Source organism: Rossellomorea sp. DA94 (assembly GCF_029834455.1).
In the GTDB taxonomy this organism is placed as follows: domain Bacteria; phylum Bacillota; class Bacilli; order Bacillales; family Bacillaceae_B; genus Rossellomorea; species Rossellomorea vietnamensis.
Window position 1 is genome coordinate 3173875 of record NZ_CP122397.1, and the last position, 19637, is coordinate 3193511.

Annotated in this window: 23 protein-coding genes and 1 other annotated feature; all 23 genes read right to left on the reverse strand. The window is 45.7% G+C overall.

Translation table 11 applies throughout. The features are described from left to right. Positions 1-69 precede the first annotated feature (69 nt). Positions 70-360, reverse strand: a complete 291-nt coding sequence (rpmA, locus tag P8596_RS16585; RefSeq protein WP_034757227.1) for a 50S ribosomal protein L27 — start codon at positions 358-360, stop codon at positions 70-72. A 12-nt stretch (positions 361-372) separates the two neighbouring features. After that, the gene (locus tag P8596_RS16590; protein WP_079532444.1) at positions 373-708 is read right to left on the reverse strand and encodes a ribosomal-processing cysteine protease Prp; all 336 of its coding nucleotides are present in this window, start codon (positions 706-708) and stop codon (positions 373-375) included. 11 nt (positions 709-719) lie between these two features. Then, entirely contained in the window at positions 720-1028 is a 309-nt protein-coding gene (rplU, locus tag P8596_RS16595; protein ID WP_034757222.1) for a 50S ribosomal protein L21, read from the reverse strand. A 12-nt stretch (positions 1029-1040) separates the two neighbouring features. Further along, positions 1041-1119, reverse strand: a sequence feature (ribosomal protein L21 leader region). 67 nt (positions 1120-1186) lie between these two features. Further along, positions 1187-2632 carry an Rne/Rng family ribonuclease gene (locus P8596_RS16600; RefSeq protein WP_279724374.1) on the reverse strand — a complete coding sequence of 482 codons (1446 nt, stop codon included), beginning with the start codon at positions 2630-2632 and terminating at the stop codon, positions 1187-1189. Positions 2633-2734: 102 nt separating this feature from the next. After that, on the reverse strand, positions 2735-3601 hold the full coding sequence (locus P8596_RS16605; RefSeq protein ID WP_254651878.1) for a site-2 protease family protein: 867 nt from the start codon (positions 3599-3601) through the stop codon (positions 2735-2737). After that, positions 3594-4370, reverse strand: a complete 777-nt coding sequence (locus P8596_RS16610; RefSeq protein WP_279724375.1) for a peptidoglycan DD-metalloendopeptidase family protein — start codon at positions 4368-4370, stop codon at positions 3594-3596. Before P8596_RS16610 ends, P8596_RS16605 begins: the two co-directional genes overlap by 8 nt. A gap of 212 nt (positions 4371-4582) precedes the next feature. Further along, on the reverse strand, positions 4583-5386 hold the full coding sequence (gene minD, locus P8596_RS16615) for a septum site-determining protein MinD (protein ID WP_079532449.1): 804 nt from the start codon (positions 5384-5386) through the stop codon (positions 4583-4585). A gap of 1 nt (position 5387) precedes the next feature. Then, the gene (gene minC / locus P8596_RS16620) at positions 5388-6068 is read right to left on the reverse strand and encodes a septum site-determining protein MinC (protein ID WP_224519429.1); all 681 of its coding nucleotides are present in this window, start codon (positions 6066-6068) and stop codon (positions 5388-5390) included. 84 nt (positions 6069-6152) lie between these two features. Further along, entirely contained in the window at positions 6153-6674 is a 522-nt protein-coding gene (mreD, locus tag P8596_RS16625; protein ID WP_224519428.1) for a rod shape-determining protein MreD, read from the reverse strand. Next, complete coding sequence (gene mreC / locus P8596_RS16630) at positions 6671-7549, reverse strand: rod shape-determining protein MreC (RefSeq protein WP_279724376.1); 879 nt, start codon at positions 7547-7549, stop codon at positions 6671-6673. The genes mreD and mreC overlap by 4 nt, the downstream gene beginning before the upstream one ends. A gap of 163 nt (positions 7550-7712) precedes the next feature. Next, positions 7713-8720, reverse strand: coding sequence for a rod shape-determining protein (locus P8596_RS16635; RefSeq protein WP_079532454.1), 1008 nt, complete (start codon positions 8718-8720; stop codon positions 7713-7715). 254 nt (positions 8721-8974) lie between these two features. Beyond that, positions 8975-9685 (reverse strand): RadC family protein, encoded by a 711-nt coding sequence (gene radC / locus P8596_RS16640; RefSeq protein WP_269146685.1) that lies wholly within the window; start codon positions 9683-9685, stop codon positions 8975-8977. Between the two features lie 28 nt (positions 9686-9713). Then, complete coding sequence (locus P8596_RS16645; RefSeq protein ID WP_279724377.1) at positions 9714-10286, reverse strand: Maf family protein; 573 nt, start codon at positions 10284-10286, stop codon at positions 9714-9716. A gap of 174 nt (positions 10287-10460) precedes the next feature. Then, positions 10461-11438, reverse strand: coding sequence for a hypothetical protein (locus tag P8596_RS16650; protein WP_279724378.1), 978 nt, complete (start codon positions 11436-11438; stop codon positions 10461-10463). Between the two features lie 100 nt (positions 11439-11538). Further along, the gene (locus tag P8596_RS16655) at positions 11539-11979 is read right to left on the reverse strand and encodes a type II secretion system protein (protein WP_279724379.1); all 441 of its coding nucleotides are present in this window, start codon (positions 11977-11979) and stop codon (positions 11539-11541) included. After that, positions 11976-12761 carry a hypothetical protein gene (locus tag P8596_RS16660; protein WP_279724380.1) on the reverse strand — a complete coding sequence of 262 codons (786 nt, stop codon included), beginning with the start codon at positions 12759-12761 and terminating at the stop codon, positions 11976-11978. The genes P8596_RS16655 and P8596_RS16660 overlap by 4 nt, the downstream gene beginning before the upstream one ends. After that, positions 12758-13375, reverse strand: coding sequence for a pilus assembly protein PilN (locus P8596_RS16665; RefSeq protein WP_279724381.1), 618 nt, complete (start codon positions 13373-13375; stop codon positions 12758-12760). Before P8596_RS16665 ends, P8596_RS16660 begins: the two co-directional genes overlap by 4 nt. Further along, positions 13375-14337 (reverse strand): type IV pilus biogenesis protein PilM, encoded by a 963-nt coding sequence (pilM, locus tag P8596_RS16670; protein ID WP_279724382.1) that lies wholly within the window; start codon positions 14335-14337, stop codon positions 13375-13377. The genes P8596_RS16665 and pilM overlap by 1 nt, the downstream gene beginning before the upstream one ends. Before the next feature lie 15 nt (positions 14338-14352). Continuing rightward, the gene (locus P8596_RS16675; RefSeq protein WP_481900300.1) at positions 14353-15111 is read right to left on the reverse strand and encodes a prepilin peptidase; all 759 of its coding nucleotides are present in this window, start codon (positions 15109-15111) and stop codon (positions 14353-14355) included. A gap of 14 nt (positions 15112-15125) precedes the next feature. Then, on the reverse strand, positions 15126-15596 hold the full coding sequence (locus P8596_RS16680) for a prepilin-type N-terminal cleavage/methylation domain-containing protein (protein WP_279724383.1): 471 nt from the start codon (positions 15594-15596) through the stop codon (positions 15126-15128). 111 nt (positions 15597-15707) lie between these two features. Further along, positions 15708-16919 (reverse strand): type II secretion system F family protein, encoded by a 1212-nt coding sequence (locus P8596_RS16685; protein ID WP_279724384.1) that lies wholly within the window; start codon positions 16917-16919, stop codon positions 15708-15710. Then, positions 16920-17963, reverse strand: coding sequence for a type IV pilus twitching motility protein PilT (locus P8596_RS16690; protein ID WP_279724385.1), 1044 nt, complete (start codon positions 17961-17963; stop codon positions 16920-16922). Between the two features lie 9 nt (positions 17964-17972). Next, positions 17973-19634 (reverse strand): GspE/PulE family protein, encoded by a 1662-nt coding sequence (locus P8596_RS16695; RefSeq protein ID WP_279724386.1) that lies wholly within the window; start codon positions 19632-19634, stop codon positions 17973-17975. Between the last annotated feature and the right edge of the window lie 3 nt (positions 19635-19637).

Here is a 19637-nt window from a genome sequence, read left to right on the forward strand (position 1 = left end):
GTCATATACCCTTGATAAAAATAAAACTCTAACCGAAAGTCGGTTAGAGTTTTCGTTAAAGATATGCGATTAAGCTTCATTCGCAACTGGGTATACGCTCACTTTTTTCTTGTCACGACCCATGCGTTCGAAACGAACAACACCGTCGGTTTTAGCGAAAAGTGTATCGTCGCCGCCACGGCCGACGTTTAGGCCTGGATAAATTTTCGTACCGCGTTGACGGTAAAGAATTGATCCACCAGAAACCATTTGACCGTCTGCACGCTTAGCACCAAGGCGCTTTGAGATAGAGTCACGACCATTCTTAGTCGAACCTACTCCTTTTTTGGACGCAAAAAACTGAAGGTCTAATCTTAACATCTGTTCCACCTCCTACTTTTTGAAGGTTATTTTAATAAAATCACTATAGTCTCTTTCAATCGTCTGGAGGCTGATCAACATGCCGTCAAGCAGCAGCTGAACCTTGCTCTCCGTTTCTTCCGGAAGATCATCAGGGATGATGCAGCGAAGGAATCCACCATCAGAGGATTGCTCGATGGACGGTTCTACACCGGTTAACGCCATAATGGCATTAATGCTGCCGAATGAAACAGCAGAAGCACCTGCACAGACAATGTCTTGCCCATTTTCGGCAAAATCAGCATGTCCATCCATGGAGAAAGAACGGATTCTTTTCCCGGAGGAACGCTCTACGTAAACGTTAATCATGATCTCACGCCTTACGCGTTGATTTCGTCAATGACAACTTTAGTGTAAGGTTGACGGTGACCTTGCTTACGACGGTAGTTCTTTTTCGCTTTGTATTTGAATACTACAAGCTTTTTCGCGCGGCCTTGTTTTTCAACTTTCGCTGTTACAGTAGCTCCATCCACTAAAGGACTTCCTACTTTCACATCGTCACCACCAACGAATAGAACTTTGTCAAAAGTTACCGTATCGCCTTGTTCAGCGTTTAGCTTTTCGATGTAGATTGCTTGACCAGCTTCTACACGGATTTGCTTACCACCTGTTTCGATAATTGCGTACATAATCGCACCTCCTTATAAACTCAGACTCGCCAATGACAGGTGTTGGAATGCTCCAAGCTTTTGTACCTGTAATGAGCGGTTGTAGCACGGGTGCTACAATCAATAACATTAGAATCCTATCATAAAAATCGATGGACTGTCAATAACATTCAAGAAATTCATAAGATCTTTGTTATCCTGAAATAAGGATGGGTGTGAGTGATTTCCTGAATCACGATCTTTTTATTCAATACTTTCTGGAGTCTCTCGATATGAATGCCCTGTTTTCCAGCAAAACTATCCGCCACATCACGGGTCGCTTCCACTTCAATTCGTGAGCCGTCCATCCCTACAAATTCCCACAGCTCCCGTTCGAGCTTGAATGCCATCGTCTCCGGACTCATTTCCCTCCCTGTACCATGACATACCGAGCACGGCCGGGTCAAGGACGCTGCAAGGGGCTGCCGGGTCCTCTTCCTCGTCAATTCCAGGATCCCGAGTTTGGTGAACCCTACGATCGTTGTGCGCTGCCGGTCTGAAATGAGGGCTTCTGAAAGAGCGTCTATCACTTCCTGGCGGTGGCTGTCCTTTTTCATATCGATGAAATCGATCAGGATCATCCCGCTTAAGTTCCGGATGGTAAGCTGCTTCGCCATTTCTGCCGCCGCGAGTTTATTCGTCTCCAGTATCGTCTGCTCCAAGTTGTCTTTCCCGGTGAATTTTCCGGAATTGACATCCACCACCGTCATCGCTTCCGTTGCTTCAATGATAAGCGTGGCCCCGTTCGGCAGCCACACTATTTTTTTCAGTGCGCTTTCCCATGCAGAGGAAACGTCATAATGTTTAAAAATATTTTCGCTGCCCTGATAAAGCTCGAAATTCCACTTCTTCCTGATTCCCTCACCGCTCATTTCCTCAACTTGAAGAAGGCTGTCATACTCATCAAATACGATCTTCCCGCCCCCACCTTTTTTCAGGTACTCATGGAGATCCTCATAGAAGGTATCCTGTCGGGATAGGAGGGACGGACACTTCGCCCTCAAGGACACCCTCTCAAGACCTTCATAGCGCGTCCGCAAAGAGATGACCTCTTCTTGTAATACTGCCTCTTTCACCCCGGAGGCGTTGGTGCGCATCACAATGCCTTCTCCCCCTTGTTTCCACTCATAGGCTAACCGCCTCAACACCTTGCGATTTTCATCATCCACTTTTTTGGAAACCGCCACATAGTACCCCTTTGGCATGTACACCAGATGTTCACCCTTCAGCTCGATGACAGCGGTCAATCTGGCACCCTTCGTCCCCATTTCATCCTTTAAGACCTGAACGATGACTTTTTCTCCTTCATGGACAAGGTTTCCGATCGGGGTTGGATCGCTCACCTCATGATACGCTTTCACATTTTGCGGAAAGTCCTTTTCATGGAGATACCCATTCTTTCCCTGACCAAAATCGACGAACGCCGCCCCGAGTCCCTTTTGGACCTTGATGACCCGCCCCAGGTAAATATTGCCCGTTAAGCTTTCTTCTCCAGGGGGATATGTATATAAACCAATAATTTCATTATGTGAACGGTGTACCCACCGCTTTTCCCTGCCCTTACTGTGTACAATCATTTCTTCCATACCCAAAACCTCTTTTCCACAGAAAAACTCATAAGAAAAAAGGGTTGATTCCAACCCTTTTTTACCAGTATGCCCTTACTTTATACAGTTCGTCTCTATTCGTCAATAAAGGTAGAGAAGATCCTTCGTTTTGGCTGAGGTCATCTTTTCCGCAAAGAAGGCGTGGAGCAGCTCGTTCTCATCAAGCTTCCCCACTTCAACACCCTTGTCGAATACGACGAGGGGATGCTTGACGCCTCTCTGAAACCTCTCCACCACCGTTATGATGGATTCTTCACTTTCGATTGGCAGCGGCCTCAGTTGCACAAATTGATGACTCTTCCCGTAATATCTCTCCAATAAAAACTTCATAAACGCATATCTCCTCTGCTTCCAGTCGACCCATAGGGAGAAGTACAGGAAGGATAGGACGATCCACAGATTCAAATGCAGGGGAGCGGTTATGAGTACAATCAGATGGAACAGCAATAATAATCCAAATGAAAAGAGGAGCGTGTATTCATACGCTCTCAAATAATTAAACTTCGTCGCAAGGAGCAGGGAAACCAACTTTCCCCCGTCCAAAGGCCAGATGGGCAGGAGGTTAAACAGCAACACCATCATATTCAATTGAAAGAAAAGCGAAAAGGTGTCCTGGCTGATCACGCCAAACTCCAAGAGACCAAAGCCAACCGCAATGAGCCAGACGTGCTGTAAGGGACCAGCTGCCACCACCCAGAACTCCTCCATTAAGGAACGGTTCCCATGCTCATCCATCTCCGCGACGCCCCCAAAGGGTAACAGGGCTATTCTTTTCACCCTCCACGAAAAGGATTGAGCCATGATCCCATGGCCCAGTTCATGGATCGTGATGATGACGAGGAGCAGGATCAGTTCAAAGAAGTGGGCCGTCATGATGGCAATCCCGATCACAAGCCACAGCAAGGGATGGACGTAAAATTTCTTCAATAGTGAAAGGATATTAGTCAAATGACATCACCTGGATCGGGTCGATGAATTCATCACCCATTTTAATCGCGAAATAAAACTCCCCCGTTGCTTCGTCCTGACTGCTGGATGAAACCTTCCCTACAAGGGAGCCCTTCTTGATTGATTCATACTGCTTCACATCAATCGATTCCAAATTTCCGTACCACGATTCTGATTTATCCGCATGTTGAATGACCACCGTATTCCCAAGCTCCTCCTTTTTTCCTGCAAATAGAACCAAACCTCCCTTCATGGCCGTTACATCCTCACCAAGGACCGTCTGCAGCATGATCCCCTGCCCATTGGTCTTGAAATTTTCTACGACCTTCCCTGAAGCAGGCCTTGCATATTCAGCACTAGGTTCCGCCGCGGGTTCTTTCCCGGAATCACTTGCAGGCAATAAAGCAAGCGGTTTTCCGAACTGATCTTCATACCAGGTGGAAATGGCGGCGAATTGGAACTCCGTATCCATCGTCTTCATGACAACGGACTTTGCATCATGGAAGGCCGGAGAAGGGCTTTTGAACATGATGGCCGTCACCAATACCATGATCCCCGCCCCGAGTATTTTCAGCATGAAGGTTTCTTTCTTAAAAAGAGGATGGACCCCTTCCGGTGGAGGACCGCCTTCAAAGCTTGTCTGCCGCTCCATTCCATAGCGCTCCTCATCCGTCGGCAAAAAGTGCGGTGGATTCGTGCCAGAGCCTGTTCCACCCATCTTTTTTCGTTTGGCTATCCGCTTCCGTATTTCATCCGCTCGATTCCCCATGTACATCATTCCTTTTTATAAGGTATTGTTTCATAACCACTGATTGGCTTGGTCCATTCCTGTTGATGGGCAAACGGGTGTCAGATCCATACCAAGATTCCATTACATATGTTTTGCTACAATGTATGACTTGTCCCGTGGGAATATTCATGAAGAACACAAAAAAGTCCCGGCAGGACGCATCATGCGACCTGCCGGGACCGGCGATATCACTAGGCTTTTACACCAAATAACCTTTTAATTTTCATAAAGACGCCCGTTCTTTCTTCTTCCAGGGATTGCAGCGGGACCGATTCACCCAGGATCCGCCTCGCAATATTCCGGTAGGAGATCGACGCTTTACTTGTCGAATCGAGAGCGATCGGCTCTCCTTTATTCGATGATCTGATCACATTGTCATCATCGGCGACGATTCCAAGAAGATCGATGGAAAGGTGGGAGGTGATTTCATCCACATCCAGCATCTCACCGTTCTTCATCATATGATTACGGATACGATTGATCACCAATTTCGGAGGTTCGATGTTCTCCTTCTCCAGAAGGCCGATGATCCGGTCCGCATCCCGTACAGCCGATATCTCGGGCGTGGTCACGACAATCGCGCGATCCGCTCCTGCAACGGCGTTCTTATACCCCTGCTCAATTCCTGCAGGGCAATCAATAATGATATAATCATAGTCTTGCTTTAAGTCCAGTACCAGCTTTTTCATCTGTTCAGGATTGACAGCGGATTTATCACTCGTCTGAGCAGCCGGCAGTAAGAATAGTTTGTCTTCAAAACGCTTGTCTTTCACAAGGGCCTGATGGATTTTACATCTGCCCTCCACTACGTCCACTAAATCATAGATGATCCGGTTTTCAAGGCCCATCACCACGTCCAGGTTCCTGAGGCCGATATCCGTATCAATCAGACAAACCTTTTTGCCTTGTAGAGCTAATGCTGTACCAACATTGGCAGAAGTAGTCGTCTTTCCCACTCCACCTTTACCTGAAGTAACAACTATCGCTTCACCCACATTAGCTTCCTCCTTTAAAACTAGTAATATTTGGTCTAAGATGCTTCAAAACCTGCAATCGATCGACAACAATCTGTCCACTTTCATCCACGTACGCACATTCCATCTCGCGGTCATCCTCTTCCTCCACCCGGTCAGGTGCACGATTCAGGGAATCTGCGATCCGAAGCTGGGATGGGACCATTTTCGAAGCCACGATGACCGACTCGTCGTTTCCATTGCAGCCGGCATGGGCAATCCCTTTTAATGAACCTAATATGTAAATATTCCCCCCGGCGAGGACCTTCCCCCCGGGATTGACATCTCCCACTACGAGGATATCTCCGGACACTTCCACGACCTGCCCCGAACGGATGACTCCTGTGAGGGTTTCAATATTTCGTTCATCTATGAGTTTCTCAGCATCATTTTTGGTTATGACATTACTCCATACTTCGTTTACCACTAGATTGCGTTTTTGTCTTACAATATCCTTCAACTCTTCCACTTGATCTTCTTCCAGGTAACGATTGCCTGTTTGGATATTGACCGTCAAGAGAGGGGTTCCTTCTGTTTCCCTGTATTGGGCAGACAGCTTATCGTCCAGCTCTTTTTTTAATTCCTGAAACGAGCATTGATCGTTGAGATGAAGGGTCAGTCCTTCTTTGGTTCCCTTGATCATCACATTTGGCTTCTTATTCATGTCGTAATTTTTCACCTCAGTCGTCTATAAATTCGACATAAGCAGTGTCATTTCCTCTTTATATGAAAAAATTACTAATGGAATTTATTCATCCAACCACTCTTTCCGTTTATTCAGAAGGTAGTTTCTAAATGGAAATGCAAGAATGATATAAAACAGGGCATTCAGGACCAAAGTCGGCCATAAACGCCAGTCCACAAACTGCATGAACGTCAAATCCGTCCTATTGATAATATGGTTGATCTCGTATACCAAAAACTCTAAAACAGAAACATTCACAAGGGTTATGATCCCTAATACAAAGAGGTTATTATGTAACACCTTCATCATCTGATGGGACAGAAAGATGACGAACGGGAATAACACCAGGTAAATCCCGTTGATTTCAGTGTAATAAATATCAAATAAGAAGCCAAAGATGAATCCATAAAGAAGTGCAGTCCGGTATTGATAGAACGCACAAATAAAGAACAGCACGATAACCAGGAAATGGGGAACGATCATTTTCTGATCGAACCACTCTTCACTGGGAAAAAGATGGACAAATAAGCTTTCACTGTAGAAGAAAAGCAAGGTCATGAAAGGAAGGAGGAGCCTGCTGATCATTGCTCTTCCTCCTCAACTGCGTCCTGTTCCGTCACACCTTGGATTTCACGGTCGATGACCATGACATGCTCTAAATGGTAGAAATCAGCAGCAGGCTTCACATATGCCGTTTGCGTCAGTCCATATTGGTCCGGCTTGACTTCCTTCACTTCACCGATGACCAATCCTTTAGGGAACACGCCACCTAGGCCAGAGGTCATCACTTTGGATCCCTTTTCGACCTTCATATCGTTGGAAATCCGCTTCACCAGAATTTCTTCTTTCTTGCTGTCGTATCCTTCAATCCAACCGTTAATATCCTGTTCTTTACTTTGGATGACGGTGGAAATGCGGTTTTTTGTATTATTTGTCGAAATTAATTCGACGGTAGATGAAAATTCATTGACACTTTTAATCTTTCCGATCAATCCGGCTGAAGAGATGACGGCCATATCCGATTGGATCCCGTTCACTTCCCCTTTATCGATGGTGATGAGCTCCTGCCATTGATCCGGATTTCGTGCAATGACGGTTGCCTGAACCGTTTTATAAGCACGGAGATTCTCCTTCTTATCCAGGACCGCCCGTAATTCATCGTTATCCTGCTTCAGGTCTTTCACTTTTGTTTCAAGCTTGATCAGCTCATCCAAACGTGTTTTCAGTTTTTCGTTTTCTGTGTATGTATTTTGAAGATCTTGAACGTTATCAACAACTCCGGCTACATAATTGACTGGTTTTGAAACCAATGACTGTCCGAATCCTACCATGTCTTTCACAAACTGCTCCGGCCAGCTGATACTATCCCGGTCCCGCAAAGAAAATCCGATTAATCCCACCAGGACAATGACACTGACGAGCAGAATGATCAAACGTTTATTCAGGAAGAATTGTGGCATGATGTACACCTCAACCTTTTCTCATTCTAGTAAATACTATATCAAAAATCGTTTATATTTGATATCATTCGTCAAAATATTCATGGTTCTTCGAAAAAAGATGGGGCCGGCCTTAAGGCTGCCCTTGCATCCTTAAGGAAACGTCCCCTCTTACGATCAATTATTATTTTCCACGTGTTTTAAATAAGTGAATGTGGTCAAGGGCTTTCCCTGTCCCGATTGCCACGCAATCCAGTGGTTCCTCGGCAATGAGCACCGGCATCTTCGTTTCGTCACTGATCACTTTATCAAGATTACGAAGAAGTGCTCCCCCGCCGGTCAGCACGATCCCTCTGTCCATGATGTCTGCTGCAAGTTCCGGCGGCGTCTTCTCAAGCGTACTCTTAACGGCATCCACAATCGTGTAGACGGTATCACGAAGGGCGGATGCAATTTCCTCTGCCGTTACTTCAATCGTTTTCGGCAGTCCTGTCAGAAGGTCGCGCCCGCGGATTTCCATCGCTTCGATGCCTTCTGAATCCCCTGCAGAACCAACTTCCATCTTGATTGTCTCAGAAGTACGGTCCCCGATCATAAGGTTGTACGTTTTGCGGATATAGTTGATGATCGCATCATCCATTTCATCCCCGGCAACGCGGATCGATTGACTTGTCACGATCCCACCCAATGAGATGATCGCCACTTCCGTCGTTCCTCCACCGATATCAACGACCATGCTTCCTGTCGGTTCCCATACCGGGAGATTCGCTCCGATCGCTGCTGCGAAAGGCTCTTCAATCGTGTAAGCGTCCCTTGCCCCAGCTTGTCTCGTCGCATCGATGACCGCTCTTTCTTCCACCCCTGTAATGCCTGAAGGTACACATACCATGACATAAGGCTTTCGTGAAAAAGCTCCCTTATTCCGTGTCGCCTGCTTTATGTAATACTTCATCATCGTGGCGGTCGTTTCGTAATCAGCGATGACTCCATCTTTCATCGGACGGAGGGCCACGACATTCCCCGGTGTACGGCCGATCATGTTCTTGGCGTCATTCCCCACTGCAACGATCTGCTTATTATCTGTTTGAAGTGCCACAACAGAAGGTTCGCGAACGACAATCCCCTTGCCTTTCACGTACACCAATGTGTTAGCAGTTCCTAAATCAATCCCTAAATCTTTCGTTCCAAACATGAATGGTATCTCCCTTTCTGATACAAATTGGCTGGTTTTTATAAAGGTTTATGTGTTTTCATAGGAGAGTTGTCCAATCACTCTCTACCTCTTAATTTTCGTCACAATAATGCTTCGTTCATGCATAACGAAAAGACTCATTCCCTTGTAGAATGACTCTCTTATTTCAGTAAGCCCGCGTTATATTGAATCACGATATTGTTTGTAAAAATCATAAGCTTTATTATATCGTAACCAGGAAAAAAATCATAGTGTCATAAATACCCTTTTTCCTTTAAGCTGATAAACTTCTTCTCCCCTATTATAAGGTGATCGAGTATATCAATACCAATGATTCGACCGCATTCCACCAATCTTTTTGTCACTTCTATGTCTTCCCTGCTCGGGGTAGGATCCCCGGATGGATGGTTGTGGATGCAAATGATGGAGGCGGCGGAGCGGCGAAAAGCTTCTTTGAAGACTTCCCTAGGATGTACGATGGAGGCATTGAGGCTTCCGATGAAGATGGTTTGCTTGTGGAGTACTTGATTCTTTGTGTTGAGGTATAAGCAGACAAAATGTTCCTGGGCCAAAAACCTCATATCATTCATGACATAATTGGCCCCGTCTTCTGGGGAACGGATCGAATATCTGTCATCGAATGCCAGATTGCTGATGCGCCGGCCGAATTCCACTGCCGCCATGATCTGTACGGCCTTGGCAAGACCGATCCCTTTCGTTTTCGTGATTTCTTCCAGGGACGCATCCTTTAGTAGATTCAATCCATCAAATTGAGTTAAGAGACGATTGGATAGTTGAAGAACGGACTCGGATTTGGTTCCGGTCCGGAGTAAAATGGCGAGCAGTTCCTGATTGGACAGACTGGCTGCTCCGCTTTGGATCATTCTTTCCCTCGGTCTCTCATCCTGAGGGAAATCCCTGATCATCAGACGGTTTTCTTCCTGATGGGGCATCGTTTTTACCATTGGTTCCTCCTATTCTTACGTGAAGGAGTCATTCTGAAGGAAGATAGCCCATTTCGAGCAGCGCACGATTCACACGTGAGATCGGGAGACCGACAACCGCGAAATAATCTCCCTTGATTTCCTTGACGAATTTCGCACCGATTCCCTGGATCCCATATGAACCCGCTTTGTCAAATGGCTCTTCTGTTGCGATATAGTCATCGATCTCTTTAGAGGTCAACTCCCAAAACGTAACATCCGTTTTTTCATAAAAGAGTTTCTCCTCCTCACCATGGACGATCGCGACACCCGTATAAACCTCGTGGAAAGAACCGGAAAGCATCTGAATCATATCCTTCGCTTCCTCTTTCGATTCCGGTTTCCCAAGGATCTTACCGTCTTTTGTCACAACGGTGTCAGAGCCGATCACATAGTGAGAAGGGTGTCGGTTCGATATTACCCTGGCTTTTTTCCTTGCGAGAAACATGACGACTTCATGAGGCAATAAATCAGGAGAAAAGGTTTCATCCACACTGGAGGCCATAATGGAAAAAGAGAGTTGTATTTGTTCGAGAAGTTCTTTTCGTCGGGGAGATTGTGAAGCAAGTATGAGGTTGGACACACCATACCATTCCTTTCAGAGTGCAAATTGGGAGATACAAGAATATACTACCAAATCCACCCTGACTAAACAAGTGAAAATGAGCTGCCTCAGTACGCGACAATGGAAGAATCCCATGTACTTAGACAGCTCACAGATCATTATTTCCTAGAAAATAGTCTAATTCAGTCGAAATTATAACCCGCTATATAGCTGAAGATAAGATAATAGTCCTTCTTGAGCTTTTTGTGCATCTTCTGGGGATTTCATTGCCGCTGCCAGATTCCCTGCACCCATCAATGATTTCTTCATGGAGGCGATGGAATCCTGACCGACTTTGAGCCCTTCCAATTCCTTCACTCCGGATTGAATCGTTTTGATCGTTGCTTCATCCGCAGTGCCCCCGGTCATTCCAGTGCTGCTGGCCTGGGCTATAGCGCTGAATAGGGCATTCCCTTTTTCAAGGAACGTTTTTTCTTCTTTTGACGCATTGATCCCTTTGGATCCAATCACAAAATCCTTTGCGTAAACGTCCACCCCTTGATCCTTCAGTTTCCCGCCAAGGGTTTTGGCCGTTTCCAGGTCACCCGAAACTCCGAGCAATAAAAAGAACTGGCCGTCTTTCTCCACAGATGCACCAGGAAGACCTTTTGCCTCTAAACTATCCTTCATGGCCTTCATCGCTTCCTCTGTCGAAAACACACCGCCCTGTAGGATGGAGGTAGAAAAATCCTTTAATTCGACAGCAGAAACCGCCTGCTGGTCGCCCGTTTTCCCTGCTGATGTATTTTCCTGCAAGGTTGCGGCCGGTGTAGCCGGGCCATCCGTCGTCGTGATCACCTTAAGGGTCCCGAAACCAAGGACCGCCCCTACAACGATCGCCCCAATCAAAGACATGACCAAGTTGACCGAATCCTGAAACGGGTTAATAAACGATTTTTTCTTCTTCTTACTTCCAGACACATAGTGGATCTTTTTATATTCCTGTGGAGGCTCGGCTTCTTCATCGGGAAGGACCCAATCAAATCCGTCATCCTTCGCCTCTTCCCCGGCAGCCGTTTCCGATTCCCCCAACTTCCAATCGTACACAAGGAGATCTTCATCAAACTTCGTTTTTTCACCATTGATTTTAATAGAAATCTTTTTGTCGTTTTTCCCACGATCGCCCATCATCGCCACCCTCCTTCATCTATTTTTTTCCATGCTATCACATCCCATAAAAAAAAGAACAAGACTTTTGTCGTCTTGTCCTAAGAGGTTTTCGTCAAATTTTTCAGTTCTTCTTCAGGGATTCGATTGATAGAGATGAATAGGGGATTTCCTCTCTATCACCCTCATCATTTGTACAAAGATTGTACTCCTCCCCCATTAAACAAATGGATAATACATTCTCACCATCAGCCAGCACATAGGAGTCATCATCCGGTGTCATGACGGTTTTGGAATGGGGGTCAAGGATCGGTTCGATCAGGTTGGCTTCTACCAGTTCTTTATAGGTGACTTTATCGATTTGCCGCTCCTGAAGCATGGCGTCTTTCGCATAGTACTCGGCAGAGCTCTTCATTGTAAGGGCATTTGCCAAAAATGCCTGCTGTTTGGATTTATCGATGATCGTATTGATCGCCAACACGGCGATCACGGCGATGATTCCGAAGATGACAATCACGGCCAGTAATTCGACAAGGGTGTAGCCTCTCTCATTTTCAGTCATCATTCATCAGACCTTACATTGTTATCTTGTTCTTCTGACTTTTGTTCAGGGAACTGCTGAAAAGGATTCTTTTTGTTTGAAGGAAGAGGAGCATCCAGTTTAGGCAGTTCCTTCTCAAGTTCCACTAAACCAGGCAAATAAAAGGCGGATACCACAATATTCAATTGAATATTCTCTACATCATCCTGATATTGCTGTATCTCCGGTGGCCCGCTGAAAGAAATCTGTTCAACCTCTACGATGCGGTGCAGATCTTCCAGTTTCTTGATGAATTCTTCTATTTCGAAATAGCTCTTGGCTTCAACAGACATGGTGGCAGTCAATTTTTGCAGGCCCTGCGGGAGGGACACGACCGATCCATCCGGATTGGTTGAAGGTGTCCCATCATTCGTCGACTCGGCTGTCTCTTCGATGGCAGTCCCGGTTGTTTCCCCGGTTACAGGCAGCGCCATCGCTCCTTCAGTAAATTCTATGCTCGTAATAAGACTATCCGAGACGATTTCCGCCTTTTGAAGGTCTATAAGCAGCTGCTGCGTCATGGGTTTCACCGGAACTTTTTGTTGAAGGGAACTCGAGTTTTCAAATGAATCCTGTTGGATGGAAGAAATTTTCGAATCCAAAGCATTGATTAGCTTCGTTTCCGTTTGAATTTCACTTTGCAGGCTTTCTTTTTGATTCTTCACCGGTATGTAGAAAAACCAAACAGCTCCAAAGATAAGAAATAATACTAATATGATGGAGGTTCCAATCAGAAACCATTCTTTTTTATCGAATTGTAGATTCATTCCGAATCGCCCCCTTGCTCATCGGCTTCTGCTTCGATTTTTTTGATGCTGTCTCTATTTAATATGACTTCATATTGGCCGATGTACCTTGGCAGGACGGGTTCGGTATTAACAGCCGCCTGTTCATTCTCCATGACGGATTCAGTGGCAAGGGATGATAGTTTTGCATCCTGAATGTACTTGGAATCTTTCAGATGAGTTAAATAATAGGCTGCTTCACTGCTTGTATCGAATTGAATCGAAAGTTGGATACTCCCATCTTCAGCATAAGTGAAATCCTTTAAGAATCCACGTTCCGGAAGCAATTCCACGAGATGACCCAGGACCGGTACAGTATCGATCGGATAGTCTTCCACCCAGCTTACTGCACTCTCCAGTTGTACCCATGCATCAGAAGATTCAAAGTCAGAGATGCTCTGTTCTTTTTCAGCCCTAAGTTGCTTTTCACTTTGAAGTTGAGCAGTCAGGGCGTCCACGTCTTTACCGAGGTTCCCGGCAAGGATGAATAGAAGAATCAGAGCAAGAATGCCAAGTGATATAACCCCAGTGACCACATATAGCCACTGCCGGCTTCTCTTTTCGTTATGAGGTAATAGATTGATATCGACGAGCACTATATCACCCCTTTTAATCCTAAACCAACGGAGAGCAGGAACTCTTTCGGTAGTTCTTCGTTGGTGTAGGCGTCCCGTGCTAGAGAAGGCACCTTGATAGTGTCAATCTCAAACCTGTCTGCCAAAAGGGTATGGATGTCCCCGACCATGGGGTGATCACCGGCTACATATACCTTATTGATCACAGCTTCATCGTTTGTCAGCGTGTAGCGATAAAAGCTGAGCACTTTGTCTATCTCTTTCATCACATCATCAAATGGGAGGGAATGAAATTCATCATGAACACTTCCCTCATCCATCACTTCCCGTTCCTCCCCTAAACTGATAGGTCTGAAAAAGACGGGCTGGTGATCATGGAAGATGGATACGGTCACATTGGAAGGATTAAAGTAAAGAAGCATTTCATGGTTTTCACTATGGGTAAGGTCCAAAGAATGGATGTAACGGTAGTAGGCAAGTGGACTGATATCCGCTACAACGGGCTTTAAGTGGGCAGCTGTCAGCATCTGCTGATATTCCATGACAATGTCTTCCGGTGCGGCAACCAGGATGATTTCTTTCTTGTCCCCTTTACTCCCAACCACCACTACGTCAAAAACCGGATTTTCAAAAGGTAGATGGATACTTGTCCCGATTTCAAGGAATAAGTGACTCTTTACTTCATCGTCCTCAATATCAGAGGAAATCGCCATCTTCCTGATGATCATCTGTGTGTTCGGGACGATGAATTGAACTTCCCTCTTTTTCAGGCCCCAATCCAGGACACACTCATCCAAAAGGGCTTGAAACGCCTCTTTTTCAATGATTTTGCCATCGGAAATGATCCCGTTTGCTATACGCATCTCTCCATAATCATGGATATGTAAAGGAGAAACTGATTTCAATTCAACAAAACGAATCCATTGATCACTGATGACAATATTGATTTTATTTTTATTCTTATTGAAGAGACGTGATAACATCTTGAATAACCCCTTTTAGCTATATAAAGAAAAATACCAATACAGGATTGGCTGATGAAAGAAGTATGCGACGAGTGTGCCCAATACGATATACGGACCGAACGCGATGGGCTGTCCTTTTTTGAAAACACCTAGAATCAGGCCGGCAATGCCTGCCAAAGCCCCCAAAAGCGTGGCGAGGAAAAAGGAAAACAGCATCACCTTGACTCCCACGACAAAGCCGATGACAGCGAATAATTTAATATCGCCGCCTCCCATTCCCCCTTTGCTGATGATGGCAATCAGGAGAAGCAGGCAAAAGCCTGTCAATGCACCCGCTATGCTGTCCCACCAGGGATTCAACGGGATGAATATACGTTCGATGATAAACAGTCCCGAAAAAAACAGCAGCACTTTATCAGGGATGACCATATATTTCAGGTCACTGACTGTGATAATCATGAACAGGGAAACAAGGGTCAGAGCGACAATCAGCTCCGGCTGTAAGCCTATTAACGTATAAGAAAGTAAGAATAGTAGTCCTGTGGATAATTCCATTAGCGGATAAAGAGGAGAAATGCGCCCTTTACACTGAGCGCATTTTCCTCCTTGTATAATATATGAAACTACCGGGATCAGTTCCCTGGCCGTCAACACGTGCCGGCAGTAAGGACAAGCTGATCTCGGTTTGACGATTGATTTTTTGAGCGGTATCCGCAGGCCGACTACGTTGTAGAATGAGCCTAGGAGGAGACCATAGGAGAATAAAATTAAATTAATAAATCCATTTTCCAAATTTAACCACCATCTTAAGGAGTAGCCTTTACGCCATCAAGTTGTACATCGTCCCTCTTTAATGTAGCAGGATCAGCTGGTTTGAAATAATTTATACTACCTTTTCCTTTACCACCGGCTAATGTAACTTCATAATCATAACCACTTTTGTCATTTTTACTCACAGATACTTTACTTTTTTCAATATTATAATCTCCATCTGAAGGGTTATCAATCTCTTCGATATACCCATTGTCGATTAGGGTTTTTAATGTGAAATCTTTTCCTGATGAATCTATCTCTGTTGCAGTAACCGCCAACCTAGCCCCACTCACCATCTGCTGGGCATTCGCAATATGAGCATCCTTCTTCGAGTTATTAATCAACCCACCAATACTAGGAATCGCAATCGCGGCGATGATCCCTAAAATAACAACAACCGCAAGTAATTCGATAAGTGTCAATCCACGCTCATTTTTCAATCTTTGACCGATTTTCTTTAACATGGTAATTCCTCCTGTTTATTTATCTATTACTAAAAACTAGTAATCTAGTACTAGTATACAACAACCAATCGACAAAAAAATCAACTTTTTTTGTAAAATTATAGGTATTTTTTAATAGTTCTGAACACTGTTGAAGATTTCGAACATCGGTACCAGGATCGATGTCACTATGGTCCCAACTAAACCTGCCAGCATGACGATCATGAGTGGCTCGATCAATGACTTCAGGCGGTCCGTGGCGCTTTCCACTTCTTTTTCATAGAAGTCCGCAACCTTTGAAAGCATCGAGTCCAGTGAACCTGTTTCTTCCCCGATGGCAATCATCTGCGTCACCAGTGGAGGGAAAGCCCAATGCCTCTTCATCGGGTCCGTAAGGGAAGTCCCTTTCTCCAACGATCTCCGGGATTCGCCGATCACCCGTGCCACCACTTCGTTCTCCACCACTTTTTCCACGATGGCCAACGCCTGTAAGATCGGGACGGAGCTGGAAAACAAGGAGCTTAACGTTCTCGTCATTCTCGCAAGGACCGCTTTCTGCAGCATCTTTCCGAAGATCGGAATCCTTAGGACGGCATAGTCTAAATAATATTTGGAGCGCTTGTCTTTTCTTAACATGGCCAAGGTGATCGCAATGAATACAAAGAACAAAATGATGATGTACCAGAACTTTTGCATGAAGTCGCTTGATGCAATGACAAACCGGGTGATGGCAGGCAGTTCGCCACCGAAATCGTTCAGCATATTCACAAATGTAGGTACGACGGCAGCGAGGAGGAAAATCACGACACCGATTGCGATGACGCCGACAACCATCGGATATGCAAGAGCCGATATGATCTTCTGTTTCGTGATATGCTGCTTTTCATAATGGGTGGCAAGTCCTTCCAACGTCTCATCCAGGCTCCCTGATGCTTCACCGGCCTTCAGCATATTGATCAAGAGCGGTTCGAAAATTTTCTTATGCCGGGAAAAGGCTTCCGATAAAGGATTCCCGTCCCTGAGTTCATCCTCGATCTCCTTTAAGGCTTTACCGAGTGCCTTGCTCTCTGTCTGCTCGGACAAAATATGAGTGGCATCCACGACCGTGACCCCGGCTTGCAGCAGGGTGGCAAACTGTCTCAGAAATATGACAAGATGCTGCAATTTCACAGGGTTGCCGATCGTGATGTCTTTCGTCATAAGCGTTTCCGGCATCTCCAGGATGTCTATGACCCTTACTTCCTGCTTTTTCAACTGAATGAGTGCATCTTTTTTCGATGAAGCCGTGACAATCCCTGATTTTTTCCCTTTTTGGTCCCTGCCTGTGTACTTATACCGTCCCATCTACTGAGGAATCTCCTCTCTGCTGTAAGGAAACGCCATTTCCTTAGATATAATGCCACTCTCATATAGTCTCATCACACTGTCGCTCATGATGTGCATGCCTGAACTTTTAGACGTCTGCATGACATTTTGAATCTGGTGGACCTTTTCAGAACGGATCAGATTGGCGATCGCCGCATTATTCATCAGGAGCTCCGTCGCGGCCCTTCTCCCTTTTTTATCCACGGTGGCAAATAGCCTTTGGGAAAGGATCCCGACAAGGACCGAGGCCAACTGAACACGGATTTGCGACTGTTGCTCAGGAGGGAAGACGTCTACGATACGCTCGATGGTGGCAGGCGCACTGGATGTGTGAAGGGTCGCAAGTACAAGGTGACCGGTCTCAGCTGCCGTGATGGCCGTATGGATGGTCTCCAGGTCACGCATCTCTCCTACAAGAATGATATCCGGATCCTGCCTCAGGGCACTTCTCAATCCTTTTGAGAATGATCTTGTATCAAATCCCACTTCCCGCTGATCGATGATCGATGCACCGTGTTTATGCAGGTACTCGATTGGGTCTTCCAGGGTGATGATATGCTTCCTCATCTTCCGGTTCATGTAATCGACGATGGAAGCGAGTGTGGTAGACTTCCCGCTTCCCGTTGGCCCTGTTACAAGGAACAGTCCCTGAGGTTTTTCGGCAATGGCCTTCAATGCATGTGGAAGAAACAGATCTTCCATTGTCGGAATGGAAGTTGGAATCACACGTATAGCCAAGGATACACATGATCGCTGCTTAAATGCATTCACCCTGAATCTTGACACGCCGGGAATCCCATAGGAAAAATCCAGCTCACCCACTTCTTCAAAAGCAGGATACATCGTTTCTGAAATGATGGCTTTTGCCATTAACTCTGTATGATCGGGCAACAGGTTCTCTTTCCCGTATCTTTTTAAATCCCCGTGTATGCGGAATATAGGCGGTGAACCCACGGTCAAATGGATATCCGACGCCCCCAGCTCGAAAGCGGATTTAAGAAGATAATCAACTTTTTCTTTCAATTCATTCACCTACTCTGATATGGCTACTCGTAATACTTCCTCGGTCGTGGTCAATCCCTGTTTTACTTTCAGCAAACCGTCATCCACCAGGAAAATGGTTTTATTTCGGACAGCATGCTCCCTTAGCTTCGAAAAAGGTTCATTGTTCAGGATGACCTTCTTCATTTCATCATTCATGACGAGGACCTCATGAATGGCAATACGCCCTTTGTATCCGGTCATGTTACAAGATGAGCATCCCCGCCCCCTTGTGATGGTCTCGATCTTCATTCCTCTTTTGGCGAATATCTCCACTTCCCGTTTGGTCGCCGGCATTTCCTGCTTACAGTCACGGCACACCTTCCTGATCAGCCGTTGAGCCACGACCCCGCTCAGTGAAGAAGCCACTAAAAACGGCTCGACCCCCATATCCAAAAGTCTCGTCACTGTACTGATCGAGTCGTTGGTATGGATGGTGCTCAGGACGAGGTGTCCGGTCAGGGAAGCACGTATGGACACTTCAACCGTTTCCCGATCCCGGATTTCCCCGACCATGATGATGTTGGGGTCTTGACGCAAAATGGCCCGAAGTCCCTTTGCGAATGTCAATCCTACATTCTGATTCACACCGATCTGGTTGATCCCTTCCAGCTGATACTCAACGGGATCTTCGATTGTAATGATATTCACTTCTTCACTATTGAGGTGATTCAAAGCTGCATACAAAGTGGAAGACTTTCCTGAACCGGTTGGTCCTGTTATGAGGACAATCCCTGTCGGCTGTTGGATCATTTTCATGAACCTCTGCTGATTCACTTTGTTGAACCCCAGTTTTGCCAGATCATTCAGGCTGGAACCTAAATCCAGGATCCTGAGGACAATTTTTTCACCATACACCGTCGGTAACGTCGATACTCGCAGATCGATAGGATGAAAGTCGATGTTCACCTTGATCCGACCGTCCTGTGGCACCCTGAACTCGGTAATATCGAGATTCGCCATAATTTTAATCCTGGCAATCAACATGCTTTGCATATGCTTCGGAAGATTTCTTTCCGTTCTTAAGATCCCATCCACCCTGTAACGGATGGCCACTTTCGTTTCCTGCGGGTCGATATGTATGTCACTGGCTTTTTGGGTGACGGCATTCGAAAGGATCCCGTTCACTAAGCGAACGATGGGTGAATCGGAATCCACCACCGTTTCTTCTTCCAAGGTATTTTGATTCCGATTTTCTTGAAAGAGATCTTCAAATCCGTCTTCCAAATCATAGAATTTATTGATGACCTTCAGGATATCATCCTTCGTCGCAATCGCTGTTTCAATCTGGAAGCCCGTAGCCAGACGGAGATCTTCTATGGCATAAAAATCCAAAGGATCACTCATCGCCACATATAACTTATCCCCTTCTTTTTTTAGGGGGATCATCAAGTTCCTTTTCGCAGCTTCTTTAGGGATGAGGTGGAATAAGTTCGTTTCAAAGGGATACCGGTATAAGCTGACATGGGGGATCCCCAATTGAAATTCCAGTACTTCTATCAGCTGCTGCTCCGTAATATATCCTCTTTGAAGCAGTGCATCCCCTAACTTCTGACCCTTGGCCTTATCTTTCAGGGTATCTTGCAATTGGGATTCGGATATGATCCCTGCATCTACCAGCAGGTCTCCGAGCCTTTTTCTAATGGTGGTCACCTT